The sequence below is a fragment of the Brevundimonas sp. MEB006b genome (assembly GCF_030209705.1).
In the GTDB taxonomy this organism is placed as follows: domain Bacteria; phylum Pseudomonadota; class Alphaproteobacteria; order Caulobacterales; family Caulobacteraceae; genus Brevundimonas.
Window position 1 is genome coordinate 1 of the sequence record NZ_JARVRL010000004.1, and the last position, 24768, is coordinate 24768.

Sequence of the window (24768 nt, forward strand, 5' to 3'; positions counted from 1 at the left end):
GAACCTGAGCGGCCTGACGGTCCGCTTCGGCCCGGCGTTCGCGCTCCTCTTCCACTGCGGTCACGTCCATGGCGAACTTGACGACCTTGTAGGGCCGGCCGTCGCTGTCCAGGATCGGATTGTAGCTGGCCTCGATCACCACACGCTTGCCGCCCCGGCCGTAGCGCACGAACTTGTCCGCCACGAACTCGCCGGCGTTCAATCGTCGCCAGAACTCGGCATAGGCCGGCGACTGCGCCTCGGCCGGATCGACGAACATCCGGTGATGCCGCCCCACGATGTCGCCGAGCGCATAGCCGACGACCGACAGAAAGTTCTGGTTCGCGTCCCGGATCGTGCCGTCCAGATCGAACTGAATCACCGCCTGTGATCGATGCAAGGCCTCCACCATGCTGCGCAGTTCTGAATCAACAGCCTGCTGCGCTGTGCGAGTCTTTGATCCCAAGCCGAACATCATCATCTCCCATCGGCCCTCGAGAGGGCAGATCCGATATTCAGCGAAGAACCTTAACAGTGATTGTATCACACTTGATTTAATTGCGGGCGGCAGTGTTAACTTTGACCCTTCTCTTTTGGATAAGGTCCGATGAGCCCAACGCGACAGCCGGCGGAAACAGACGATCTGTCAGAGCTGTATGTCGATCAACAGCTCTGCCTGGCGCTCCAAACGAGCAGCAGTCTCATTACGCGGCTTTACCGAAAGCTCCTGGCTCCGCTTGGCCTCACGCACCCGCAGTATCTGGTCCTTATCGCGCTATGGGAACTCGGCGGGCCGACGACCATGGGCGACTTGGGAGATCGGATCTCGTTGGAGACGGGATCCTTGACGCCCCTCATTAAACGCATGGAAAAAGCAGAGCTTGTCACTCGCAAACGCGACGATCGCGATGAGAGACGGGTGTGGGTCCAGGCGACAACGAAGGCGGGGGAACTTCGTCACGAGCTGCTCGCGGTACGACGCGAAGTCGTCCGGCAACTTCCAATCAGACCAGACCAGATCGCAGCCCTCACACGGCTACTGCAAGACATGAACGAAGCGCTGCCGTAACCACTCGACTATTCCGCCGAGGTTCGAAGCCGACGTGAGGATCGTGAAGTCGTGTCATGGCGACTTTATCGTAGGTTCGCCGCCGTGGTCCCTGACGGAATATGTCTGCTCAGGGTAGATTGCGGTCCCAGCCTGAAGCGCTGAGAGCGGACGTACATCCTTTGGCCTAAAAAGCGGTCGTGGTTGGCGTCAGCTAGGGGTGGAACGTAGGTATCGGCGGGGGCATGATCTGGCTAGAACTGACGGCGGACTTAGGCAACAAATACAATGACGACAGATAGACGGCGGCGGGCTGCTGTGGTCGGCGCGATTTCCTTGGTCATGATCGCTGGTGCGATCTTTTGGCGGCACGCGCCAGATGGGGCCTATCCATCTGGCCTCATCTACTCGCTCGTAATCCCGGTCAGCACATTCGTTCTCGGCCTCGTGCTGCTTGTGAAATCTGGATTCATCGACCTTCTCAACACTACGAGAGTAGAAAGAAAAGCCGCTACGGAGCGTCAGAAGGCTGAACTTGCTACGGTGATGGGGCCGTCGCTTGCTCTGGTGATCGTTCTATTTCTGGCGGGTGGGTTGGTGTGGGCCGCGCCGATGGCAGATGGCCGATTTGGCTGGGGCGGCACAGCGGTCGCAACGTCTCTATATTTTGCAGGCCTAGCCCTGCTGCCACTAGTCTCGCTTGTGGGAACGCTACTTCGGTTTCGAGAAATTGATATTCTAACTCAGCAAATCTGACGTTGTGGCTTTCCGCAATGGATGATGAGCGGTCATTAGCCGCCCATTCAGACATGCGCCGCAAAATGCTGCGATGATCACAAGAGCCCGCGTTATCGTAGTGGCAGCCGCGCTTCCATCTGTTGTAGCGTTCGGCTTAGCAATCGCCATCACCCACGACCTGATTATCTCTGGCATCATTGGCGGCGTGGCCTGTGTTGTGTCGGCTGCGGTTTCTCTGTCGCCGCCAGTTCAACGAGCGCGGCTCAGGTTGCTGCGCCGGAAATATCCGGCTGCTGAATAGGTCCACGCCCGGTCGATTACAGTCCTAGCTTCCAGGGTTAATTTCGCCCAATCCGGCTGATACTAAACTTAAGGTGCCGGCGACGGCCTAGCCGATTGTGTAGGCTGACCCTCGAGATCTGATGGGACGAAGCTGAGGAAGATCATCGCCGGGATCATCACGCCAGAAACGATCAGCAGCACAGCCCACGCTGGTGATTGGCCAATGTCCCGCAAGCGACGAACGTTGGTCACCAAGACCGCCCACATCGCACTAGCTGCAATTGCCAGAGAAACGAGTGTATCAGGCACTGAAGAACCCGGACCACCAAATTGGATCCATTTGTCTAGCGCGCGACCCATAATCGTCCAAGGCTCGTTGATAAGATGTGCTGAGGTCTCGCCGGCATCAATGCTGGCTAACCCATAGACTGCCGCTATCAGGGCCAAAGTGAAGAGCCCATAAGCCCGTCGGCCCATCCGTCCGTTTAATCCCAAGCCGTTCATGGAAAATCACATCCATTGCCCCCCGCACAACCTAGGCGACAGCCAGCTCGAGGGCAATGCGAGTGGTCATTCGGATGGCAGCTGAGGGTCGGCTTGCGAAGTTGGCGTCCCGCCGGAATACCGACATTCCGGTGACGGTCTGAAAGCGGACTCCGCGCGGTTCAGCTAGGGAGGGTCAGCGGAAGTGCCATGGACAATCGCGACATGGTCTGATTAGCTCGGTCATCGCAACTGTTGATGGTTCAGATATGACCCGCGACCCGCTCTATTTTGCAGCCAACGCAGCCCTTGCGGTTTGTACGTTGGCCACGGTCGTCGTCGGCCTCCTCTATCATTTTGGAGCCAACGGGGATCAGTATCAGCCCTGGGTCTTTCCGATGTGCATGGGCACCGCTGGCGGAGCCATACTTCTTGATCGCCTGAAAAAGTCCCGTCGCCAGCACTGACCGTCGCGGCCTTGTGGTGAGTGGGTGTCTGCTTAGGGTCGAAATCCGCAATGGCCATCGCGCCGGCAAGCAGACCTTCGCTTAGATTTCGCGATGCGCTGACAAGAGCGCCCCCATTGCATCCTGTGTTGTCCGCTCAGATCAGAGCGATGGGGATCAGGATGACCAGAAGGTAGATCAGCGCCCGGATCAGGGCCAGCACGGCGATGACGGCACCGCGCCCCTTTGACACGTTCAGCCGCCGGGCGAACCAGCGGGACTGCACGACGACGAACCAGGCCGTGCCGCCGATCATGATCGCGGCGCCGACCGCATTGGGCAGTTCGGGCCGCTGGAAGATGGTCCCGCCCGCCGAGACGAAGGCGGCGCAGACTGCGGCGAGATAGCATTGCGCATAGAAGGGTGCGCGCAGGGTCTCGCGGCTGATGCGTTTCTTCTCGTGGCGCAGCAGGGTGACGGCGGCGACCAGCGGGATCAGGCTGAAGGCCAGCGAGCGGAACAGGACCAGGTTCTGCTGGGACGCATAGACCACCCGGCTAAGGTCGGTCGCCTCGGGCGGCGGCGGCACATGCAGCGCCATCGACAGCAGATTGGTCAGGACGATGGTGGCCAAGAGGAACAGCGGCGGGCTGAGCGCGTCGTCGTAGCGACGCTCCTCGCTATCGCTCTGCTCGCGGTCCGAATAGTCCATCGCCGCCAGCGGCCCGCGCAGGATGCGCCACAGGGTCAGGGGATAGAAGACCAGCCAGCTGACCGCCTCGAAGAGAAACTCCTCGAAACTGCGCAGGATCTTCAGCAGGTCCATTCGCGCCCCCGGTTACGACCCCGCGATCGTGGGTCGCCGGGCCGGCGGTTGCAACCCCCGACTACTGAACCGCCAGCGCCGCCTCGCGGATGCGGCCGACCATGCTGTTCAAGCCATTGGCGCGTTGGCGGGTCAGGGCCGAGGGCAGGCCCAGCCGATCAAGCGCCGCGCGGGCGTCGAAGGCGACGATCTCCTGCGGCGTGCGGCCGGAATAGAGTTTCAGCAGCAGGGCGATATTGCCCTTGGACAGGGCGCTGTCGCTGTCGGCGGCGAACCACAGCCGCCCGTCGTCCTGCGTCGTCGCCAGCCAGACCTGGGCGGCGCAGCCCGGCACCTTGTTGGCCTCGGTGCGGTCGGCCTCGTCCAGCGGAGCCAGCCCCTTGCCCAGCTCGATGACATATTCGATCCGCTGCTCCCAATCGCCCAGCAGGTCGAAATCCTCGGCCAGTTCGGCCAGGGTCTGGTCCAGGGTGTCGGCCGGGGGCGTGCGGTCGGTCATGCGCCGCCAGATAGGCCGTGCGGCCGTTAACGACAACCGGCCGTTTTGTCCCCCGATATTCATGGTGAACGCCGCAATGGGGTTCGCCTCAGGGGCGAGCGGCCTCGCACCGACTCAGCCGCAGCCCTAGTCTGGGCGCAGACGAAACCCATGGCCCGCCCTTCTTGAAACCCGACGCCCACGCCAGATTCGAGGACGACCCGACGCACGACGCGGCGTTGGGCGCCCCGCTGGTCGCCTTATGGCATGCGATCTGGGCGGTGGCGGTGGCCCTGACGGCGTTGGCGGCCCAGATGATGGACGGGCTGAAGGACGCGCCGCTGGCCGCCCTGCTGCTGATGGCCTTCCCCGGCGTGTTCGGCGTCGTACTGATGGTGCGCGACAGCGTGGGGCTGAGGCTGGCGGTCATGGGCGGCTGGATCCTGGCCGCCACCGCCTCGGCCGGCCTGACCGGCGGCGTGACCGGCGCCCTGCCCGGTCTGATCCTGACGCCGCTGGCGGCGGGGATCGCCCTAGATCACGGCGTGCATCATGCCCGCGTCGGCGCCGATCGTCTGACCCGGGTGGGCGCCTTTGCGGTGACCCTGCCGCTGCTGGCAGGCCTGATCTCGACCTGGCTGAATGGGGCGGAGGCGCAAGGCCCCTTGCTGGCCGCCGTCTCGGGCCTGCTGGCCATGGGCGCGATCATCGCCGCCATGCGCCTGACCTGGAGCGCGCGCCAGCGTCGTCTGGCCGAAGCCGAGGACGAGGCCGCCCGGATCGCCGCCCTGCTGGAGGATCAGCCGGCCCTGACCCTGCTGCTCGATCCGTCGGGCCGCGCGGTCGCCACCTGGGGCACGCCGCCGCCCGCCCTGTCGGTGCTGGCCCTGACCGAACAGGGCCTGATCTCGGCCGTTCATGCGCCGGATCGCCCGGCCGTGTCTGCGGCCCTGGCCCGCGCCCTGTCGGGCCAGTCGGTCGAGGTCCAGTTCACGCCGCGCATCGCCCTGGACCGCCGCGTCGTCATGATCCTGGGGCCGTTCCAGCACGAGACGGACCGCCCGCGCCTGATCGCCCAGGCGTTCGACGGCACGGCCCAGTTCGCCCGCGAGCTAGGGCTGGAAACCGCCCGCGTCGAGGCCGAGGCCCAGTCGGCCGGCAAGACCCGCTTCCTGGCCAATATGAGCCACGAGCTGCGCACCCCCCTGAACGCAGTGCTCGGCTTTGCGGACATCATGCGCCAGAAGCTGTTCGGCCCCCTGCCCGAACGCTACGCCGGATACGCCGACGCCATCCACCAGGCGGGCGGACACCTGCTGGACCTGATCAACGACGTCCTGGACCTGTCCAAGATCGAGGCCGAGCGCTACCAGCTGGCGATGGAGACCTTCGACGCCCGCGACGCCGTGTCCGCCGCCGTCGCCCTGGTCCGGCTGCAGGCCGACGACAAGGGAGTCGAGCTAGCCGCCGTCCTGCCGTCCGAGCCGATCAAGGTCCGCGCCGACGCCCGCGCCCTGAAGCAGATGGCGCTGAACCTGCTGTCCAATGCGGTCAAGTTCACCCCGGCGGGCGGCTCGGTCACCATCACCCTGGACGCCGACGGACCGGACTTGGATCTGGCCGTCTCCGACACCGGCGTCGGCATCGCGCCGCAGGACCTTCAACGCCTGGGCCGCCCCTTCGAACAGGCCGGCGGCGCCGATCAGAAGGCGCAAGGGACCGGCCTGGGCCTGTCCCTGGTCCGCAGCCTGACCGAACTGCACGGCGGCCGCATGACCATCGACAGCACCCTGGGCGAAGGCGCAGCGGTGATGATCCGGTTGCCGGTGATGGTGGCGGCGGAGACAAGCGAGACGGCTGTCGATGAGACGCCGGTCACTGTCGAGGCTTGAAGATCCTCACACTCTCGAAATGGCGACGCGCTCAGAAAAGACGTCTTATCCAATCGAAAACCGGCTCGCCTAAAAGCAAAGCCCAAAGTCCGATTGGCAAAAGCCAAGCCAGTGGATGCCGCGTCCAAGCCAGCCAGTCAGACTCGCTTTCAACCGGTCTGCCACGATGATTTACAAGAAGTTCGGAAGGCTCGATTCCAAGCGTTCGCGCCTTGCGACGTTGATAGCGCATCGAGCCGCGTGATTGGCCGTTGCCATGCTTCTGTAGGAACGCCCACAGTACGATGAGCGGAATTAGAAGAAGCCAGATCATGTATCGACGTTAGGCCGAAGGCTGTAAAGCGCAAGATCGGTTTGTAAGCTGGCGATGCCTTGGGTCGTCCCGCCCCCTAAACCTGCCCCATCGCCAGGAAGGCCCGGCCCGCTGCGAAGTCGCCGGCCTCGAAGGTGGAGCGGGCGATGCTGCCGTCGCGGAACAGGAACTCGACGGTGAAGACCTCGCGCGGGTCCAGGGCCGACAGGGCGTCGGCGGCGGCGGCGGGGAACAGCCAGGCCTGACCGGCCGGACGGCCTTCGGGCAACAGCATCGGTTCGGCGCGGGTCACGCCGGCGGCCCAGAAGGCGCGGCGTTGCGCGGCGGGCGGCAGGTCGTGCGACAGCCACGGACGCGGCGCCACCGTGTGGTCGCGCATCACCACCCGCACCCCGGTCGGCCGCGAGCGCCCCTGCCAGGACACGACGGCGGCCAGTTGATCGGGCCGGTCCATGCCGCCCACCACGCCGAACCGCACGGGCGAGGCGCCGGTCACGGTCGCCTGCATCAGCCGCCAGGTCGGGCGCGCATAGGCCGCGCGGTCCGCGCTCCACTTTCGGCGATCGCCGGGAAACTCCATCCGCGTCGTGCGCGACCAGCCGGAAAAGGCGGTCTGGACCCGGCCCTGAACCGTCTTCAGGTCGGTGGAGCCGCACGGCGTCGTGTTCGCGCGCGCCCGCGCCCGCTGGGCCGTCTCGGCCAGCTGCCGGTCGTTGGATCCCGCGCGCAGGGCCGCGCCCCGCGCCTGCCAGGCCGCAGCCGTCAGGGCGGCGGTCAGCTGCGGCTCGAACAGGCCGCAGCGGTCGTTGGCGGCCAGCACGAAGCTGCGCTCATAGAAGCGGTCCTGCGGCGCGGCGAAGGCTGCGACGGGGGTCGCGGCGATCAGCACGGCCGACAGGAAACCTCTGGCTTGCCGGGGGGAAAGGCCTATCCTCATGCCCCGACCCTAGCGCGCCAGGGTTGGGGTTCCGTGTTCGAGCAGGGTTAGCGAATTGCTTCTTTCCAGCGACCTGTGGGTCAGCGCCCTGATCCGCCGCGCCCAGATCGAGGGCGCCTATGCCACCGTGGTCAAAAAGGGCGACGCCCGCGCCGGCTCGGTCATCGTCAAGGCCTACGACACCTCCACTCGCACCGCCCGCCTGTTCACCGAAGCCTTCGGAACCGACGGCGACCGCCTGTGGATCCAGCCCGTCACCTCCGACAGCGAAAGCGAGCTGGACGCCTATATCGCCCGCCAGCGCGGGTATGACCCGGACCTGTGGGTGGTCGAGATCGAGGACCGTCAGGGGCGGCACTTCATTACGGAAAAGGTGCAGGGATAGGTCGGCTCAAGAAGCCGCCACGCCATCGCGCTCTAACCTAGGGCCGCATCGCGCTCCGCTCTTGCCTTGATGATGCTGAGCACATTGTCATGGATGTCGCCCATCATCAGTTCGCCCCAAATTCTCGCGTACGGATTCACGTGCGTTTTAGCGACATAGCGAGTCGTCAGGGTCAACTCGGTCTGATGGGGCGAGATGCGGCGCAGCACATAGTCTCCGGATTTGATCGTCAGAAACTCGCCGTCCGGCGAGATGTGCTTGTCTGTGTAGTCCTGGACCGAACTGTTGGTGAAGTTGAAGTCCCAGCCCAACTTACGGCCCGGCGCCCAGGCAACGATCCGCTCCTCGAAGTTGACGTGATCCCCCCAGTAGGCCGTTCTGACCGCGCCGATGCCGGAGCCGACAACGCGGGACTCCGTCGGGCGTGGAATGCCGATCACGTCGTGGCTGATGGTCCAGCGTCCCTCGTCTGCTCGAATGTCATGGCTCGCGACGGCGTAGGGCCAGATGTCCTCAGGCGCGGCGCGCACGATAACCGTGCGACTGACGGCGACAGCCTCATGAGGCGTCGGAAGCTGCGCCTCCACCATGGCCGCCGCCAAGGGAATGATCAGAAAGCTGGATTGCAGCGTCTTGCCCTTACGATGGCGTTGAGAGCGCATGATGAAGGCTCCCGCCCAGCCGCTGACGAGCCAGACGGGCGACAGCATGACGATGCAGATGACGCCTTCTTGCAGGACGAAATAGGAAGCCAGGCAGACTAAGACCCCCAGCAGACAGGGGACCAGCCAGTAAAAGCTGGTCGTTCGGGTTCGATCCGGATCGCCGATGTAGCAGATCAAGGCGCACAGGACGGCCGGAAGCAGCGCCAGAAACCAGATGCTGGCGAACCAGATCGAGCCTGATTTCGATGCGGATAGCAGCAGAAAAGCGCTCAGCGCGATCGCCAGCGCAAGGCCGAAGCCAGACAGAAGGCGTTTATGCAGCCTACGCTTCTGCGTCGTCACGTTGTCGTCGACCACGACCAGCTCCGTCTTTTGTTTCTGTAAAAAGAGAAATCACAGGCCAAATGATTCAAGATCTGCGATCTTTCGGCCCAACAAACTTGAGAAGGCTCACGACTTTCGACCCCATGCGGATCAGTCGCATCAGTGTTTCGGGGGGGACGCCAAGCATCTGTTGATACCAGCCGTCGACCGTGTTGACGAACCCTTGAAGCCGTTCCAAACGCGCACGCACCTCGGGACTTATGCTTGCCCCCTGGCCATCGACGCTCGCCACGGCATCGTTGATCGCCGCGACCATCGGGTCGATCTCACGGGCCTTGCGACCCTGCGCCACCTTGGTGGCCATCTGCCAGAGGTCGGTTTCAGCCTCGTAGTGATCACGGCGGTCACCCAAGACCGGAACACGGTGGATGAGCTTCCACGTCAGAAGTTCTTTGAGGCTGTTGGACACATTCGACCGCGCCAAACCCAGGGTCGTGGCGATGTCTTCGGCAGTGAGAGGCTTCTCGCTAAGGTACAGAAGCGCTTGGATCTGAGCCACGGAACGGTTCACCCCCCACTGACCGCCAAGGTCGCCCCAGCGCAGCACGATCTGCTCAACGGCAAGCGGCAACGATCGGTCATTCATTTCTGTCATAACAGAAATAAACGACGAACGGCGTTTTGAGTCAACTGTCGGACACTGCGGTCAAGGTGCTGGAACTGGGGCCCGCCCAGCGTGGCCACCGACCTGATGCCGGGCCATGCGGAAAACCCCGCCTCCATGCCGCTGGCCGACTATACGGCCGAGGTCATCGGCCTGATCGAACGCGGCGAGACCCCGCGCGGCGAAATCCTGGTCGAGCGGGTCAAGCCGCTGCGGTTTGCGGAAGCGAATGGCTACGACGCGGTGTTCGAGCAGTTGAACGGCGCGCACTGAGGCCGCGCACCAAGACCTCTCCCTTCCCCCGGCGGAGACGGAGAGGTCCAGCGCGGGATCAATCCTCGTCCATCTTCAGGGCGGCGATGAAGGCTTCCTGCGGGATTTCGACCTTGCCGAACTGGCGCATGCGCTTCTTGCCGGCCTTCTGCTTCTCCAGCAGCTTCTTCTTGCGGGTGGCGTCGCCGCCGTAGCATTTCGAGGTCACGTCCTTGCGCAGGGCGCGCACGGTCTCGCGGGCGATGATCTTGCCGCCGATGGCCGCCTGGATCGGGATCTGGAACAGGTGGGGCGGGATCAGTTCCTTCATCTTCTCGACCATGCCCCGGCCGCGCGTCTCGGCGCGGGCGCGGTGGACCAGCATGGACAGGGCGTCGACCGGCTCGGCGTTGACCAGGATGGACATCTTCACCAGGTCGCCGACCTTGTATTCGGTGATCTCGTAGTCGAACGAGGCGTAACCCTTCGAGATCGACTTCAGCCGGTCGTAGAAGTCGAACACCACCTCGTTCAGCGGCAGCTCATAGACCACCATGGCGCGGTTGCCGACGTAGGACAGTTCGATCTGCTGGCCGCGACGGTCCTGGCACAGCTTGATGACGCCGCCCAGGTATTCGTCCGGGGTCAGGATGGTGGCCTTGATCCAAGGCTCGGCGATGGTTTCGATCTGCATCACGTCGGGCAGGTCAGCCGGGTTGTGCAGGTCCATTTCGGAGCCGTCGCGCAGGCCGATCTTGTAGACGACGGACGGCGCCGTGGCGATCAGGTCGAGGTTGAACTCGCGGCTCAGGCGCTCCTGGATGATCTCCAGGTGCAGCAAACCCAAAAAGCCGCAGCGGAAGCCGAAGCCCAGCGCCGCCGAGCTTTCCATCTCATAGGTGAAGGAGGCGTCGTTCAGGCGCAGCTTGCCGATCGCGGCGCGCAGGTCCTCGAAGTCGGCGGCGTCCACCGGGAACAGGCCGCAGAAGACCACCGACTGGACTTCCTTGAACCCCTTCAGCGGCTCGGCGGTCGGCTTCTTCTCGTCGGTGATGGTGTCGCCGACGGCGGCGTGGGCCACTTCCTTGATCTGGGCGGTGATGAAGCCGACCTCGCCCGGGCCAAGCTGGTCGACCGGGGTGTTCTTGGGCAGGAAGACGCCAACCCGGTCGATCAGGTGGGTCGAGCCGTTGCGCATCATCTTGACCCGCATGCCGGTCTTCAGCACGCCGTCGAAGACCCGCACCAGGACAACGACGCCGAGGTAAGGGTCGTACCAGGCGTCGACCAGCATGGCCTTCAGCGGCGCATTCACATCGCCCTTGGGCGCCGGCAGCTTGGTGACGATGGCCTCCAGCACCTCCTCGATGCCGATGCCGGACTTGGCGCTGGCCAGGACGGCTTCGGAGGCGTCGATGCCGATCACGTCCTCGATCTGGGCGCGCACGCGGTCTGGCTCGGCGGCCGGCAGATCGACCTTGTTCAGAACCGGGACGATCTCGTGGTTGTTGTCGATGGCCTGATAGACATTGGCCAGGGTCTGGGCCTCGACCCCTTGCGAGGCGTCCACGACCAGCAGCGAACCTTCGCAGGCGGCCAGGGACCGGCTGACCTCATAGGCGAAGTCCACGTGGCCCGGCGTGTCCATCAGGTTCAGGATATAGTCCTGCCCGTCCTTGGCCCGATAGGTCAGGCGCACGGTCTGGGCCTTGATGGTGATGCCTCGTTCCTTCTCGATCTCCATATTGTCGAGCACCTGCTCGGACATCTCGCGCGCGGTCAGGCCGCCGGTGTGCTGGATCAGGCGGTCGGACAGGGTCGACTTGCCATGGTCGATGTGCGCGACCACGCTGAAGTTGCGAATGTTCGAGATCGGGGGAGTCGTCATCCGCGCGCCCCTATCACGCGCGGGCGCCGGGGACCAGACGCGGCACAATCCGCAGCCAGCACGACCGCGTATTACAGCTTGGCAATGATGGCGTTTGTCTTTGAGCGCGGCCCTTGGACGCTATAAGGGAAACAGCCATCGCCTGATCGCTCTTCAAGGACGTTTTTCCGTGCTCCAGACGACCCGACCCACACTTCTGGCCGGTGCGGCCGTTCTGGCCGTCCTGGTGCTGGCCGGCTGCGGCGGCGGAGACGACAAGAAGGCCGACGGCAAGGAGGCGGCCGGTGCGCGCCAGACCGTGACCGCCGCGACCGTGAGCCAGATCAATCTGGCCCGCACGGTCAGCGCCTCAGGCTCCGTCTCCGCCTGGGAAGAGGTGCCGGTGGCGGCCGAGACCGGCGGCCTGACCGCCGTCGCCGTCTATGTGGACGAAGGCTCCTACGTGCGTCAGGGCCAGCCGCTGGTGCAGATGAACGACGTCCTGCTGCGCGCCCAGCTGCGCCAGCAGCAGGCCCAGGTGCAGTTGGCCGAGGCCAATGTGGCGCGCGACAACGCGGCGCTTGATCGCGCGCAGCAGCTGAAGGAACGCGGCTTCCTCAGCCAGGCGTCGCTGGATACGGCCCTGGCGAACCAGCGCAGCTCGAACGCCAATCTGGCCGCCGCCCGCGCGGCCCTTAGCCAGACCCAGACCCAGTTGTCGCAGGCGACCATCCGCGCGCCCGTCAGCGGCCTGATCATCAGCCGTAGCGTCACCAAGGGCCAGATCATCGCCGCCGGGACCGAACTGTTCCGCATGGTGCGCGACGGCCGGCTGGAGCTGGACGCCCAGGTGCCGGAAACCGAACTGTCCCTGGTCCGTACCGGACAGTCCGCGATCGTGACCTCCAGCGAGGCTGGCCAGACCACCGGCTCGGTCCGCATCGTCACGCCCGAGGTCAATGCGCAGACCCGCCTGGGCCTGGCTCGCATCTCCCTGGCGCCCGGCGCCCAGCTGCGGCCCGGCATGTTCGCCCGCGCCGAGATCGCCGTCGGCGATCAGCCCGCCCTGGTCGTACCGTCCTCTGCGGTGGTCTATCGCGAGGCCAAGGCCGGCGTATATGTCGTGAGTCAGGGCGATATCGTCCGCTTCGTCCCGGTCACGACCGGGGTTCGCAGCGGCGACCGCGTCGCGGTCACGGGCGTCCAGGCCGGTCAGCGCGTCGTGGTTCAGGGCGCAGGCTTCCTGGGCGAAGGCGACCATGTGACGGTGGCCCCGGCGACCGCGGCGCCCCAGCCGGCGACACCGGCCGCCGCTGCCCCCGCCGCTGCAGCCGCGCGCTAGGATCGGACCGATGGGCTTTCAGAACATCTCGTCCTGGTCGATCAGGAACCCGATCCCCATCGTCCTGCTGTTCGTCGTTCTTACGATCGCGGGGACGATGAGCTATTTCAAGCTCAGGACGAACAACTTCCCCGACGTGGATCTGCCGGTCGTCGCCGTGACGGTGGTCCAGGCCGGCGCCGCCCCGACCGAGATGGAGACGCAGGTCACCCGCTTGGTCGAGGATGCTGTGGCGGGGCTGGGGTCGGTCAAGCACATCACCTCGGTCGTCAACGAGGGGGTGTCCACCACCTCGATTGAGTTCCAGCTGGGCGTGAACCTGGAGAAGGTCACCAACGACGTGCGCAACGCCGTCAGCGGCATCCGCCAGAACCTGCCCGCCGACGTGCAGGAACCGATCGTCCAGCGCATCGAGTTCACCGCCATCCCCTTCGCCAACTTCGTGGTGCGGGCGCCGGGCATGAGCCCCGAGGAGCTGAGTTGGTTCGTCGACAACACCGTGGCCAAACGCCTGCTGTCGGTGCGCGGCGTCAGCCAGATCAGCCGTGACGGCGGCGTCAGCCGTGAAATCCGCATCAAGCTGGACCCCGCGCGGCTCGCCGCCTCGGGCGTGACGGCGGCCCAGGTGTCGAACCAGTTGCGCGTCTCCAACATCAACCTGCCGGGCGGCCGCGGCGAGATCGCGGGCGAGGAGCAGGCTATCCGCACCGTCGGGTCGGCCAAATCGGTCGAACAGCTGCGCGAGACCCTGATCCCCATCGGCAGCCGCAGCGTGCGCCTGGGCGACCTGGGCCAGATCACCGACGAATGGTCCGAGCCGCGCGGCCGCGCGCGCTTCAACGGTCAGGAAGTCGTCGGCTTCGGCGTCTCGCGCGCCATCGGCTCGTCCGAGGTGGACGTCTATGACCGCGTCAAGGCCGAGATCGAGAAGCTGGACCAGGAGCGCGGCGACGTCGCTATCGAGGAGGTGGCCAACACCACCGAGGACGTCGTCAACAACTTCCACGCCTCTGTCGAGACCCTGGTGCTGGGCGCCCTGCTGGCGATCGCGGTCGTCTTCATCTTCTTGCGGGACTGGCGCGCGACCCTGATCGCGGCGGTGGCCATGCCGCTGTCGCTGATCCCGACCTTCTGGGTGATGGACCTGACGAACCAGTCGCTGAACGTGGTGACGCTGCTGGCCCTGTCGCTGACCATCGGCATCCTCGTGGACGACGCCATCGTGGAGATCGAGAACATCGTCCGCCACATCCGCGACGGCAAGGCCCCCTACCCCGCCGCCATCGAGGCGGCCGACGAAATCGGCCTGGCGGTCATGGCAACGACGGCGACCCTGATTGCGGTGTTCGCCCCCACCGGCTTCATGCCCGGCGTCGTGGGTCAATTCTTCAAGAGCTTCGCCATCGCCACCTGCGTCAGCGTTCTGTTCTCGCTGCTTGTGGCGCGAACCCTGACGCCCCTGATGGGCGCCTATCTGCTGAAGCGCGACCAAGGCAAGGAGCACAAGGAGCCCTTCTGGATGGGGCCCTATCTGAAGGCCCTAAACTGGGCGCTGGGCGACGACTGGCGCAAGCGCCGGGCCGACCACCATCCGCGCGCCAGCTGGTTCCGCCGCAAGGTCGCAGACCGGATGTTCGATCACCGGCTTTGGGTGCTGGGGATGGGGATCCTGTTCTTCTTCCTGTCGATCTTCATGGCGACCAAGCTGCCGGGCGAGTTCATTCCGGTCGAAGACATCTCGCGCTCTACCGTGACGGTGCAGTTGCCGCCGGGCGCGACCCTGGCGGAGACGGATGCCGCCGTGCAGCGCATCAACCGCGAACTGATGAAACGGCCCGAGGTGGCGTCGGTCTATTCGTCCGTCGGTTCGGCGACGACCAGCTTCGGCCCCGGCGGCGGCGGTTCGGCCGGCGAGGTGCGCAGCGCGAACCTGACCGTCAATCTGGTCGGGCGCTGGGATCGCAAGCTGAACCAGCAGGAGTTCGAGCGCGACATGGGACCGGTGCTGCGCCAGATCCCCGGCGCGCGGATTCAGTTCGGCGCCTCGGGCGGCGGCGGCGGGTCCAGCCTTCTGACCATCGCCCTGGTCGGGGACGAAGCGAACGTGCTTGAACCCGCGGCCGCCAAGGTCGAGCGCGAGATGCGCAGCATTCCCGGCCTGTCCAATGTGGTGTCCTCGGCCTCGCTCGTGCGCCCGGAAATCCTGGTCACGCCGCGCGCCGACGTCGCCGCCCTGCAAGGGGTGTCGACCCAGGACATCAGCCAGGTGGCGCGCGTCGCCACCCTGGGCGACGCCGATCAGCTTTTGCCCAAGTTCAACCTGGGCGACCGTCAGGTGCCGATCCGGGTCATGCTGACGGAACAGGCGCGCTCGGATCTGGGCGTGCTGGAGAACCTTCAGGTGCCGACGGCGTCGGGCGCGACGGTGCCCCTGTCGGCGGTGGCGGACATCACCTTCGGCGCAGGCCCCAACCAGATCAATCGTCTGGACCGACTGCGCGTGGCCAACATCACCGCCGAACTGACCGGCCTGACCCTGAGCCAAGGCACGCAGGCGGTGAACGCCCTGCCCGCCATCAAGTCCCTGCCGCAGGGCGTCAGCCAGAAGCCGTCGGGCGACGCCGAAAGCTTCCAGGAACTGGGCATGGGCTTCGCCTTCGCCATCGTGACCGGCATTCTGCTGATGTATGTCGTGCTGGTCCTGCTGTTCAAAAGCTTCTTCCACCCGATCACCATCCTGGCGGCGCTTCCCGTGTCGTTCGGCGGCGCCTTCTTCCTGCTGCTGGTGACGGGCAAGTCGCTGTCCATGCCGGCCCTGATCGGCATCATCATGCTGACCGGGATCGCGGCGAAGAACTCCATCCTGCTGGTCGACTACGCCATCATGGCGATGGAGAAGGGGATGGGCCGACACGACGCCCTGATGGACGCCGCCCACAAGCGGGCGCGGCCGATCATCATGACGACGATGGCGATGGGGCTGGGGATGCTGCCGATCGCGGCGGCGTTCGGCGAAGGCACCGCCTTCCGCTCGCCTATGGCCATCGCGGTCATCGGGGGGCTGATTACCTCGACCGCCCTGTCGCTGCTGTTCGTGCCGGTGGTGTTCAGCCTGATCGACGGGGTCAAGCGCCGCCTGGAAGGTCGACTGGACAAGATGTTCCACGGCCAGCACGGGCACGAGGAGCCGGCGGCGACGCAAGATCGTCCGGCCTGATCGGCCCAAGACCGAAACGACCAAGGCCCGGCGGAGCCATTCGACCGGGCCTTTCTTTAAATCGTTACGAAGCGCTGAGCAGGTTTACCTCAGAAACCTTGCCGTCACTCCGTCCGACGGCCTGCGTAGCAACATCCTAACAACTATCGAAGATAGAAAATAGCTCAATCAAAGATTGCGCCCAGACCATGTCTTTGCATGATCGCCTGAATACTGCACGGCGCCAGCCAGGCAAGGCGTTGGAACGTGATTTCAGCTGGAACAGGCGTATCAATACGCTGAAACTCGTGCATATTGCCGTTATGTCGAATCTTGGTTTCTACCAATGTAGTGAGGCGGACCGGATTGCGATGACCGAGGCCGCCATCGCGCGACGCCAGACTGTCGTGAGCCGTTGGACCGCTTTAGCAACCGACGAGGCCGAACCATGGTCCGCCCGGTCCGCCGAAGCCGCCAAGTGGCTTCAGGGGGCGAAAACGGTTCTTGATGTCGGCTGCGGAACCATGGGTTTGGAGCGCTATCTCGACACCTGTTACATTCCCTCGGACGTCGTTCGACGAGACGACCGAACTATAGTGATGGATTACAACCAGGAGGGTCCTCCTGCCATCGAGGTTGATGCTGTCGCAGTCCTAGGCGTTCTTGAATACCTTCATGATCCTGGAAGTTTCTTGGCCGGATTGCGCGCATGCAAGGCCGTAATCAGCTACTGCGTGACGGACGCCAAGGCCCCGCTGCAGCCACGCAGAGCGCATGCTTGGGTGAATGATCTTTCCACGCTTGATGTCGCCGATATGTTGCAAGCCAGCGGTTGGACCATTCAAAGCCATAAGCCTATCGACGACATTCAAACGCTCTGGCTGGCGGTGAAGTAGATCTGGCGGTTTGTCTTCGTCGGCGCCCTAGAACGCTGAGGCGTCCCAAAGTCGATATGCAACACGGTCTGTCGTAGGGAACGACCTTCAACTGCCGGTTCCAGGCGCACAACGGTGAAATAGTGCCTAACGATCTAGAGCGCGACAGGCGCACTGGGCCAGCACAGTTGGGCCGATGCGCCGGGGTTCGCAGGCCGCAGCGACCATTCTCCGCCGAGTTGTCCAGCGAGCGCTGTAATGATCCGAAGACCCAGGCTCGACGGCTCGGCGCTCGCCTCTTTGGCGACGCCCACGCCGTCGTCGGCGATGGTCAGGGTGCGGACCGCGCCTTCGTCGCACAGGTTGATCGTGATCCGTCCGGGCCGGTCGGGAAAGCCGTGCTCAAGGGCGTTGTTGACGCATTCCAGCATGATCAGGACCACGGGTGTGGCCTCCTCGGCCGACAGAACCACCTCGCCGCCGGAGATGGACACGACGACGTCGTCACGCGCAGCCGCCGTCAGCGCATCGTCAACGATCGATCGCGCCAGGTCCTGGAAGGCGGTGTTCTGACGGTCGGCGTCAGCCAGACTGCGCTGGATGCGGGCGACCAGACCCGTGCGGGACGAGGCGTCGGCCAAAGCCTTTCTGGCGCCTGGGTCGGCGGCGGCGCGCGCCTCCAGGCTCAACAAGGCGCTGACCACCTGGATATTGTTCGACACCCGGTGCTGCACTTCTCTGAGCAGAATGTCGCGGCTTTCCGCGAGCGCGGCGTTGCGCTCGACTTCGCGCGCCAACTTTCCTGACGCCTTGTCCATGCCGACAATGAAGAAGATGTCGACGGCGACGACGAAGGCGTAGAATCCGATGGCGACGAGGGTGGCGACGCCCAGGTCGAAGCCCGGCGGGCCGATCCAGAACCACCAGGCCGACAGGCCCGACAAAGTCGCCGTCAGGACGGCCGGACGCAGGCCCGCATAGTAGGCGACCAGCACGACGGCTGGAAAAAAGGTCAGATAGGGAAAGCCCGGCGGAAACCAGTGCGCCAGACCATAGCGCAGCCCGAAGGCGACCAGCCAGGCGACGACTGCCAGGGCATAGCCGCGCCAGGCCGGATGACGAAACGTCTGGTGACGCATTTGCTTCCTCAGTGGACGCAGGGCGTCGATAAGACGGTGTATCGGGCAGTCTAACGTCCGCGTCCAGAACAGTTCAGCGACTGGAACCTGTTGATCGGCTAAAGTTCAGGCCGACTGCCCGTCTCGACAGCGCCGGGGCACCCCCGCCGTCAGGCCTGATTGCAAGAAAAAGGGCCGGCCGGTTTCCCGGTCGGCCCTTGGTCGGTCAGCCTTGAGGGCTGGCGATCAGTATTTGACCTTCAGCGTCACGCCGTAAGTGCGCGGGGCGCCGAGGTAGGCGTTGTAGGTCGCCGTGTCGGTGGCGGGGTTGTAGTAGGTGCCATCCGCCTGCGGGGTCGTGGTGTTGGCGAAGGCCGTGCCCTGCAGCGGTGCGGCGAAGCCGACCTGGGTGTATTCTTCCTGCAGCAGGTTCTGGCCCCAGACCTCCAGCGTCCAGCGCTCATCCGCCGAACCGATCGAGACCCGGCCGTTGACGACGGTGAAGGCGTCCTGGTTCTTGTACGGCAACAGGTCCGAGCCGGTGTTGTATTCGGTCGAATATTTGGCCGACAGGTTGAAGCCGCCGCGCAGGCCGCCGCCCAGTTCGCGGTCGAACGCCAAGGCGCCGGTCAGCGACCATTCCGGAGCGAAGGACGCCCGCGCGCCCGGGAGCAGCGACAGCTGCGGGAAGCGGCCGGGGCTGGACAGGTCGCCGGCGCCGAACTGGCCGTATTTGGCGTCGGTGTAGGTCACGCCGCCCTGGAAGCTCAGGCCCTCGACCGGGGTGAACCAGACCATGTCGGCGTCGACGCCGCGCGAGGTCAGTTCCGGGATCGATTCCACCACGAAGGCGGTGCCCAGGAAGGTGTTCAGCTGGAAGTTCTCGAACTTCTGATCGAAGTAGGTGACGTTCAGCAGCATGGTGCGGTCGAACAGGGTCGTCTTGACGCCCGCTTCATAGCTGTCGACGGTCTCGGCCTTGAAGAACAGCGAGGCGTCCGGCGTCACGCCCGTCTGCACCCGGTCCATATTGTAGCCCGCGCCCTTGTAGCCGCGCGCATACGAGCCGTAGACCATGATCGACGGGTTGAAGCGGTAGGACGCCTTGATCGTGCCCGACAGGTCGGTGTCGCTGAACTTCTCCTGGATCCGACGACCGTCGTACAGCGGGTTGGACCAGGGCAGACACAGCAGACCGAGCGCGGCGGCCGGCGTGGCGACGTTGGCGGTGCCGGGGATCGGCGACACGGTGCGGTTGGCCGGGTTCTGGTTAGCCAGGGCGCCGCCGCAGGCCGCGCCGTTGGTGCCCAGGTTGTCCTGAATCCCGAACAGACGCTTGCTGTCGTAGGTGTAGCGCAGACCCAGGTTGATATCGAAGGCCTCGGTCACCCGATAGGTGTTGTTGGTGAACACGGCGACCGATTCCGACTTCTGGGAATAGTGGTCTTCATAGGCCTTGCCGACGCCGAAGGTCGGGGCGGCGGCGCTGGGCGGCACCGCGCCGATCACGCACAGCGGCTGGCCCGCGGCCGCGCCGGCGGTGCCGACCAGGAAGCCGTTCGGATTGGTGAAGCAGCCCAGGCGCGACGGGCTGGGGCCGCCCACGGCCGCCGGTAGCGAGGCCGTCAGCAGCAGGGAGGCGAAGGCGTTGTAGTCCGAGCCATAGACGTAGCTGTCGTCGCGATAGACGCCTTCCTTGGTGGCGAACAGACCGACCAGCCAGTCCAGCTTGTCCGACGTGCCGGCCAGGCGGAACTCTTGCGTCAGGTTGTCGACGCCGTAGCCGTTGGAGCCGTCGTTGGCGCGGTACAGGATGTCGGCGCCGGTGTAGTCCAGGTCCATCCCTTGCTGGAACGACCAGTCGCGCCACGAGGTCTGCGACGTCAGGGTGGCGTTGATGCTGGGGAAGTCGATGGTCGCTTCCGCCGACAGACCCATGTCCTCGATCTCTTGCGGCGTCTCGCGGTTCGAATAGGCCAGGCGAGAGAAGGGCACCGTGCCGAACGTCGCGTTCGGCGGCGTCTGTCCGGGGCCGTTCGGGGCCGTCAGCGCGGCGATGAAGGCCTGGGTCGGGCCGACGCGCGTCTGCACGGCGACGCAGCAGTATTCCTCGCGCTTGGTGTAGTCGGCGATCAGGCGCACCGAGACGTCGTCGCTGGGCAGGATCAGCAGCTGGCCGCGCGTGGTCCAGTAGTCCTGGGTCTGGTCGTCCTTGCGGGTGTTGGGGCCGTCGCCGTTGTTGACGTCATAGAAGCCGTCACGCTCGCGGTGGGCGACGAACAGGCGACCGGCCACCTGGTCGGTCAGGCCGCCGGTGACGGAGACCGAACCGCCGATGGCGCCGAAATTGCCGCCGGTCAGTTCGCCTGAGATCGACGGGTCGAACGAGGGGCGCTCGGTGATGATGTTGATGACGCCGGCCGAGGTGTTCTTGCCGAACAGGGTGCCTTGCGGCCCCTTCAGGACCTCGATGCGGCTCAGTTCGCCCAGGTCGCCGAAGCCGACCGAGTTGCGCGAGCGATAGACGCCGTCGATCACCACGCCGACCGAGCTTTCCAGACCGGGGTTGTCGCCGACGGTGCCGGCGCCGCGGATGCGCACGGTTGTGGAGGCTTCCGACTGGGTCGAGGTGACGGTCATACCCGGCGTCAGGATCTGCAGATCCTTGATGTCCTGCACGCCCGCGCCGTCCAGCAGTTCCTGCGACAGGGTCGTGACCACGATCGGCACGTCCTGCAGGCTCTGCTCACGCTTCTGGGCGGTGACGATGATGTCGTCGACGGTCGCCGGGGCTTCCTGCGCGGCGGCGACGCCGGCGAATCCCATGACAGCGGCGCCCATGACGGCGGCGGACACAGTGGTCCTGAGTTGAAGATTGCGGCGCATAGGCGTCCTCCCGGCTGAAGCCGCGACGCCAGTGGCGATCGCAGCGTTTCCTGTTCCCTCGACGTCCCCTACGTGGGGGATCATTCGTTAGGGACAGGCTAAGCGCGGTTCGGGCCGACCGACAAGCGAGCGTTGTTCGCCGCGACGATTTTTCGCCGCGGATTCGCCTTTGTGTGTCAGGGAAGCGACAGAAAACGCTGACGCTAGGTCAGTTTTTGCCCGTCTTTCGGCCCCAGAGGCTCGACCTCAGGGTGCAGGGCGGCGGGATCCACCTGGCGGGCCCGACCGGCGAAACCCAGCACCAGGGCCGCCGCGACCGCCGACAGGATCGAGCCGCCGATAACGCCCAGTTTGACCTCGACCTGCTCGGGCGAGTCGACCGCGCCAGGGAAGGCCAGGACGCCGATGAACAGGCTCATGGTGAAGCCAACCCCGCACAGCAGGGAGACGCCATAGACTTGCAGCCAGCTGGCGCCCGTCGGCCGCGCGCCGATCCTGAGCGCCGAGGCCAGCCACGCCGCGCCCAGGACGCCGATCTGCTTGCCAAAGAACAGGCCCAAGGCGATTGCGATGACCAAGGGCGCGAAGGCCTGCTCCATCGACAGGCCGGCGAAGGAGACACCCGCCTTGGCGAAGGCGAACAGCGGCAGGACCAAAAAGGCGTTCCATGGATGCAGGTCGTGCATCGCCTCCTTCAGCGGGCTCTGACCGTCTTCGGCCCGGCCCTTGATCGGCACGATCATGGCGAAGGCCACGGCGGTCAGGGAGGTGCTGAGCCCCGACAGCACGGTCAGATACCAGACCAGGGCGAACCCCAGCACCCAGAAGGGCGCGGGAATGCGGATACGGTGCGCCGCGACCGCGCCGACGGCCAGGGCGCCCAGCGCCCAGAACAGCGGCGTCCAGTTCGCGCCCTCGCTGAACAGCACGGCGATCAGGGCGATGGCCCCCAGGTCGTCGACGATGGCCAGGGTCAGCAGGAAGACCCGCAACGACGACGGCAAGCCCTTGCCGACAAAGCCGAAGATGGCCAGCGCAAAGGCGATGTCGGTCGCCAGCGGGATGGGCCAGCCGGCATGCGGCGCGCCGATGGCGCCGGAGAGCAGCAGATAGACCGCCGCCGGCCCCGCCATGCCGCCCAAGGCCGCCAGCACCGGCGTCGCCAGCTTCTTCGGATCGCTGAGTTCGCCGCGCACGATCTCGTATTTGATCTCCAGCCCCACGACGAGGAAGAAGATCGCCATCAGACCTTCCTTGATCCAGTCGGAGATCGTCTCCTCCAGCAGGATCGGGCCGATCTGCAGGACGTGGTAGCTCTTCAGCCAGGCGAAATAGTCGGCCGACCACGGCGAGTTGGCGACCGCCACGGCGGCGATGGCGGCCAGCGCCAGAGCCGAGCCGGATGCGGCCTCGGTCTTGAGGAAATCGAGTGTCAGTTTGCGCGCCACGGCGGCCTCCAAGCGAACGGAAGTTTCGTCGTGACGCCAGGTTATCGACGGGCGTCGGACCGGATTCGCAAACCAAAATCGGCGCGCCGGCCTGGCCGCGCGGAGCGACCTGATGGCTGGGTTCAGAATAGAGGATCAGGACGGCCAAGCCAAGCCGAAGCAGGTTAGCCGCGCGGGCCGAACAGGATGAGCCCGGCGCCGATCAGACAGACAAGGCCGCCCAGGATGTCCCAGCGATCCGGCGGGGTCTTCTCGACCAGCGCCATCCAGATCAGGGAGGCGCAGATATAGACGCCGCCGTAGGCCGCGAAGGCGCGGCCCGCCGCGTCGCTGGGGACGAGGGTCAGGAGCCAGGCGAAGGCGATCAGGCAGGCGACGCCGGGCGCCAGCCACAGGGGCGAACGATCCAACTTCAGCCAGACCCAGAAGGCGAAACAGCCGCCGATCTCCGCCAAGGCCGCCAGCGGATAGATCAGCCAGGGTTTCACTCAGGCGTGTCCGTCTTCGCCTTGGCCGCGCGTTCGGCCGCCAGCTTGGCAAGGACCCGGCCCCGGCCGCGCGACAGGGCGTGGATGGCGCCGCGCATGGTGGCGACCTCTTGCTCCGAGAAGGCGGCGCGGCCCAGCATGACGCGCAGGTTCTGGCTCATCGAGCGCTTCTTCTCGGGCGGATAGAAGAAGCCGCCGTTTTCCAGCTCGTCTTCCAGATGCTCGTACATGCCGACCAGCAGGTCGTTCGACGCCGGCGGTTCGCTGTCGCGAAAGCGCGGCGGCGGGGCGTCTAGGATCAGCGTGCGCCATTCATAGGCGTTGATCGCCACGGCCTGGGCCAGGTTCAGCGAGTGGTGCTTCGGGTCGATCGGAATGGTGACGATGCCGGCGCACAGGGCGATGTCGGTCGTCTCCAGCCCGGCGCGCTCACCGCCGAACAACAGGCCCGTCTTCAGGCCCGAGGCCGTGTCGTCATAAAGGATGCGGCTGGCCTCGCGCGGGGTGCGCACGGGCTGGCGCGTCTCGCGCGGGCGGGCGGTGGTGGCGAAGACGGTGTTCAGGTCGGCGATGGCCTCGGCGACGCTGTCGAACACCCGCACCCCGTCCAAGACCCAGTCGGCGCCCGAGGCCGTGGCCCAGGCCCGCTCCTGGGGCCAGCCGTCGCGGGGGCTGACCAGACGCAGGTCCGACAGGCCGAAGTTGGCCATCACCCGCGCCACGGCGCCGATGTTCTCGGCCATCTGCGCCTTGTCGAGGATGACGGCGGGAGGTGTCAGCTCGGACAACGCAATCAGTCCTCGCCCACCATGGCGATCCAGGGGTCGGCGGTTCCGGCCTCGACCTCGGCGACCTTGACGGCGGGCCAGCCGATGGAGGCGCTGCCGGATGCGGTCCAGGCGGCGACGATGAAGTCGCGCAGTTCGCCGGCGCCCGCCGCCAGACGTTCATTGACGAAGGCCGCGCCGCGCGGGTCGCTGTCGCGGAAGCCGCCGGCCTTTTCCAGGCGATAGAAGGGGATCACCGTGGCCAGGGTCGTGGTCAGATAGGAGACGGTGCGCGCCTTGACGTCGAACCCGTCTAGTTTGGCGGCCGGCATGGCGGCCTCGACGGCGTCCAGACGGGCGACGCGGTTGGTGAACTCGCCCTCGAACACGGCGTGGGTCTGGCGCGAGTTGGTGAAGCCTTCCGGGTTCGGGAAGTCGCCCCAGCCGTTGTAGTGGATGCTGGTGTGATGCGGTTGCGAACCGTCGCCGACGTAGTGACCCATGACGCCGATGTCGCGCAGGATCAGGGCCTCGCGACGGATGCGGTCGGCGCGATACCAGGCCTGACGCTCCATATTGGTCTCGCGCTTCTCGGCGGCGTTCAGCACGCGCCAATAGGCGAAGTCGCGGCCCAACTGCTGCCAGGCGTCCATCATGGCGTAGGGCAGATAGCCGGCGTCGTTGACGTCCAGACCGGCCTTGGTCAGGGCGGCGTCATATTCGGACTTCAGGCGCGGCAGGTCGTTGAGGCTCATGCCGCGCTGGTCGTAGACGCGACCCTGGTCGTCCAGGTCGACGAAGTGGGCGGTGTCGCGCTCGCGATCGTGCGGCTGGCCGGCGCCCTTCCAGCGGTCGGGCTCGCGCGCCAGTTCGCCCACGTCGGCGATGGCGGCCGGGGTGCGCAGGAAGGCCGGCAGATCGTCCGGCAAGGCCCGCATCGCCGCCACGCCGATCAGGCGGTGGCCGGTGTTGCCCCAGGCGGTGACGGTGACAGCCGGCGCGGCGACCGCGACGAGGGCCAGGGCGGCGATGGCGAGACGTTTCATGGACAAACCTCAACAAGGATCAC

General features: G+C 65.5%; 23 protein-coding genes. 9 read left to right on the forward strand and 14 right to left on the reverse strand.

What is annotated here, in order from left to right:
• Positions 1-445 (reverse strand): PAS domain-containing protein (locus QRN13_RS05435; protein ID WP_284877136.1); only part of this gene is annotated, 445 nt, incomplete at its 3' end.
• A gap of 141 nt (positions 446-586) precedes the next feature.
• Between QRN13_RS05435 and QRN13_RS05440 the strand changes: the two genes are divergently transcribed.
• Positions 587-1048: a MarR family winged helix-turn-helix transcriptional regulator gene (locus QRN13_RS05440; protein WP_284877137.1), complete on the forward strand. Its 462-nt coding sequence runs from the start codon at positions 587-589 to the stop codon at positions 1046-1048.
• Between the two features lie 315 nt (positions 1049-1363).
• On the forward strand, positions 1364-1783 hold the full coding sequence (locus QRN13_RS05445) for a hypothetical protein (RefSeq protein WP_284877138.1): 420 nt from the start codon (positions 1364-1366) through the stop codon (positions 1781-1783).
• 351 nt (positions 1784-2134) lie between these two features.
• Here QRN13_RS05445 and QRN13_RS14665 read toward each other — a convergent pair whose 3' ends face one another.
• Entirely contained in the window at positions 2135-2551 is a 417-nt protein-coding gene (locus QRN13_RS14665; RefSeq protein ID WP_350224839.1) for a DUF805 domain-containing protein, read from the reverse strand.
• A 248-nt stretch (positions 2552-2799) separates the two neighbouring features.
• On the opposite strand from QRN13_RS14665, the gene QRN13_RS05450 reads away from it, so the two are divergent.
• On the forward strand, positions 2800-2997 hold the full coding sequence (locus tag QRN13_RS05450; protein ID WP_284877139.1) for a hypothetical protein: 198 nt from the start codon (positions 2800-2802) through the stop codon (positions 2995-2997).
• 136 nt (positions 2998-3133) lie between these two features.
• On the opposite strand, the gene QRN13_RS05455 is transcribed toward QRN13_RS05450, so the two are convergent.
• A complete protein-coding gene (locus QRN13_RS05455; RefSeq protein WP_284877140.1) occupies positions 3134-3802 on the reverse strand; it encodes a hypothetical protein in 669 nt (222 codons plus the stop codon).
• A gap of 61 nt (positions 3803-3863) precedes the next feature.
• The gene (locus tag QRN13_RS05460) at positions 3864-4301 is read right to left on the reverse strand and encodes a SufE family protein (protein WP_284877141.1); all 438 of its coding nucleotides are present in this window, start codon (positions 4299-4301) and stop codon (positions 3864-3866) included.
• A gap of 164 nt (positions 4302-4465) precedes the next feature.
• On the opposite strand from QRN13_RS05460, the gene QRN13_RS05465 reads away from it, so the two are divergent.
• Positions 4466-6172: an ATP-binding protein gene (locus QRN13_RS05465; protein ID WP_284877142.1), complete on the forward strand. Its 1707-nt coding sequence runs from the start codon at positions 4466-4468 to the stop codon at positions 6170-6172.
• Positions 6173-6561: 389 nt separating this feature from the next.
• Here the strand turns inward: QRN13_RS05465 and QRN13_RS05470 are convergent, their stop codons facing one another.
• Complete coding sequence (locus tag QRN13_RS05470; RefSeq protein ID WP_284877143.1) at positions 6562-7422, reverse strand: hypothetical protein; 861 nt, start codon at positions 7420-7422, stop codon at positions 6562-6564.
• 55 nt (positions 7423-7477) lie between these two features.
• On the opposite strand from QRN13_RS05470, the gene QRN13_RS05475 reads away from it, so the two are divergent.
• Entirely contained in the window at positions 7478-7807 is a 330-nt protein-coding gene (locus QRN13_RS05475) for a DUF1491 family protein (RefSeq protein WP_242078065.1), read from the forward strand.
• A 32-nt stretch (positions 7808-7839) separates the two neighbouring features.
• On the opposite strand, the gene QRN13_RS05480 is transcribed toward QRN13_RS05475, so the two are convergent.
• Positions 7840-8829: an SRPBCC family protein gene (locus QRN13_RS05480; RefSeq protein ID WP_284877144.1), complete on the reverse strand. Its 990-nt coding sequence runs from the start codon at positions 8827-8829 to the stop codon at positions 7840-7842.
• 52 nt (positions 8830-8881) lie between these two features.
• Complete coding sequence (locus tag QRN13_RS05485; protein ID WP_284877145.1) at positions 8882-9442, reverse strand: GbsR/MarR family transcriptional regulator; 561 nt, start codon at positions 9440-9442, stop codon at positions 8882-8884.
• 90 nt (positions 9443-9532) lie between these two features.
• On the opposite strand from QRN13_RS05485, the gene QRN13_RS05490 reads away from it, so the two are divergent.
• Complete coding sequence (locus QRN13_RS05490; RefSeq protein WP_284877146.1) at positions 9533-9733, forward strand: hypothetical protein; 201 nt, start codon at positions 9533-9535, stop codon at positions 9731-9733.
• Positions 9734-9791: 58 nt separating this feature from the next.
• Here the strand turns inward: QRN13_RS05490 and lepA are convergent, their stop codons facing one another.
• Positions 9792-11600: a translation elongation factor 4 gene (gene lepA, locus QRN13_RS05495; RefSeq protein ID WP_055754055.1), complete on the reverse strand. Its 1809-nt coding sequence runs from the start codon at positions 11598-11600 to the stop codon at positions 9792-9794.
• A 169-nt stretch (positions 11601-11769) separates the two neighbouring features.
• On the opposite strand from lepA, the gene QRN13_RS05500 reads away from it, so the two are divergent.
• The 3 genes from QRN13_RS05500 (at position 11770) to QRN13_RS05510 (ending at position 17013) form a co-directional block, all read left to right on the forward strand.
• Positions 11770-12921, forward strand: a complete 1152-nt coding sequence (locus QRN13_RS05500; protein WP_284877147.1) for an efflux RND transporter periplasmic adaptor subunit — start codon at positions 11770-11772, stop codon at positions 12919-12921.
• Positions 12922-12931: 10 nt separating this feature from the next.
• The gene (locus QRN13_RS05505) at positions 12932-16138 is read left to right on the forward strand and encodes an efflux RND transporter permease subunit (protein ID WP_284877148.1); all 3207 of its coding nucleotides are present in this window, start codon (positions 12932-12934) and stop codon (positions 16136-16138) included.
• Between the two features lie 188 nt (positions 16139-16326).
• The gene (locus QRN13_RS05510) at positions 16327-17013 is read left to right on the forward strand and encodes a class I SAM-dependent methyltransferase (protein ID WP_284877149.1); all 687 of its coding nucleotides are present in this window, start codon (positions 16327-16329) and stop codon (positions 17011-17013) included.
• 134 nt (positions 17014-17147) lie between these two features.
• Here the strand turns inward: QRN13_RS05510 and QRN13_RS05515 are convergent, their stop codons facing one another.
• From QRN13_RS05515 to QRN13_RS05540, 6 genes are all read right to left on the reverse strand, one after another.
• Positions 17148-18131 (reverse strand): sensor histidine kinase, encoded by a 984-nt coding sequence (locus tag QRN13_RS05515; RefSeq protein WP_284877150.1) that lies wholly within the window; start codon positions 18129-18131, stop codon positions 17148-17150.
• Positions 18132-18356: 225 nt separating this feature from the next.
• Positions 18357-20996, reverse strand: coding sequence for a TonB-dependent receptor (locus QRN13_RS05520; RefSeq protein WP_284877151.1), 2640 nt, complete (start codon positions 20994-20996; stop codon positions 18357-18359).
• 203 nt (positions 20997-21199) lie between these two features.
• The gene (nhaA, locus tag QRN13_RS05525) at positions 21200-22444 is read right to left on the reverse strand and encodes a Na+/H+ antiporter NhaA (protein ID WP_284877152.1); all 1245 of its coding nucleotides are present in this window, start codon (positions 22442-22444) and stop codon (positions 21200-21202) included.
• A gap of 164 nt (positions 22445-22608) precedes the next feature.
• Positions 22609-22932, reverse strand: a complete 324-nt coding sequence (locus QRN13_RS05530) for a YnfA family protein (RefSeq protein WP_284877154.1) — start codon at positions 22930-22932, stop codon at positions 22609-22611.
• Positions 22929-23720, reverse strand: a complete 792-nt coding sequence (locus QRN13_RS05535; RefSeq protein WP_284877155.1) for an RNA methyltransferase — start codon at positions 23718-23720, stop codon at positions 22929-22931. Before QRN13_RS05535 ends, QRN13_RS05530 begins: the two co-directional genes overlap by 4 nt.
• Before the next feature lie 5 nt (positions 23721-23725).
• Entirely contained in the window at positions 23726-24745 is a 1020-nt protein-coding gene (locus tag QRN13_RS05540) for a phospholipase C/P1 nuclease family protein (protein WP_284877156.1), read from the reverse strand.
• Positions 24746-24768: the final 23 nt, after the last annotated feature.

What these genes read in the sequence shown, in the direction of transcription:
- QRN13_RS05505 (WP_284877148.1), top strand. Translation starts at nt 12,932, where the DNA reads ATGGGCTTTCAGAACATCTCGTCCTGGTCGATCAGGAACCCGATCCCC.
- QRN13_RS05470 (WP_284877143.1), bottom strand. Translation starts at nt 7,422, where the DNA reads ATGAGGATAGGCCTTTCCCCCCGGCAAGCCAGAGGTTTCCTGTCGGCC.
- QRN13_RS05515 (WP_284877150.1), bottom strand. Translation starts at nt 18,131, where the DNA reads ATGCGTCACCAGACGTTTCGTCATCCGGCCTGGCGCGGCTATGCCCTG.
- QRN13_RS05455 (WP_284877140.1), bottom strand. Translation starts at nt 3,802, where the DNA reads ATGGACCTGCTGAAGATCCTGCGCAGTTTCGAGGAGTTTCTCTTCGAG.
- QRN13_RS05485 (WP_284877145.1), bottom strand. Translation starts at nt 9,442, where the DNA reads ATGAATGACCGATCGTTGCCGCTTGCCGTTGAGCAGATCGTGCTGCGC.
- QRN13_RS05440 (WP_284877137.1), top strand. Translation starts at nt 587, where the DNA reads ATGAGCCCAACGCGACAGCCGGCGGAAACAGACGATCTGTCAGAGCTG.
- QRN13_RS05450 (WP_284877139.1), top strand. Translation starts at nt 2,800, where the DNA reads ATGACCCGCGACCCGCTCTATTTTGCAGCCAACGCAGCCCTTGCGGTT.
- QRN13_RS14665 (WP_350224839.1), bottom strand. Translation starts at nt 2,551, where the DNA reads ATGAACGGCTTGGGATTAAACGGACGGATGGGCCGACGGGCTTATGGG.
- QRN13_RS05460 (WP_284877141.1), bottom strand. Translation starts at nt 4,301, where the DNA reads ATGACCGACCGCACGCCCCCGGCCGACACCCTGGACCAGACCCTGGCC.
- QRN13_RS05540 (WP_284877156.1), bottom strand. Translation starts at nt 24,745, where the DNA reads ATGAAACGTCTCGCCATCGCCGCCCTGGCCCTCGTCGCGGTCGCCGCG.
- lepA (WP_055754055.1), bottom strand. Translation starts at nt 11,600, where the DNA reads ATGACGACTCCCCCGATCTCGAACATTCGCAACTTCAGCGTGGTCGCG.
- QRN13_RS05510 (WP_284877149.1), top strand. Translation starts at nt 16,327, where the DNA reads ATGTCTTTGCATGATCGCCTGAATACTGCACGGCGCCAGCCAGGCAAG.
- QRN13_RS05520 (WP_284877151.1), bottom strand. Translation starts at nt 20,996, where the DNA reads ATGCGCCGCAATCTTCAACTCAGGACCACTGTGTCCGCCGCCGTCATG.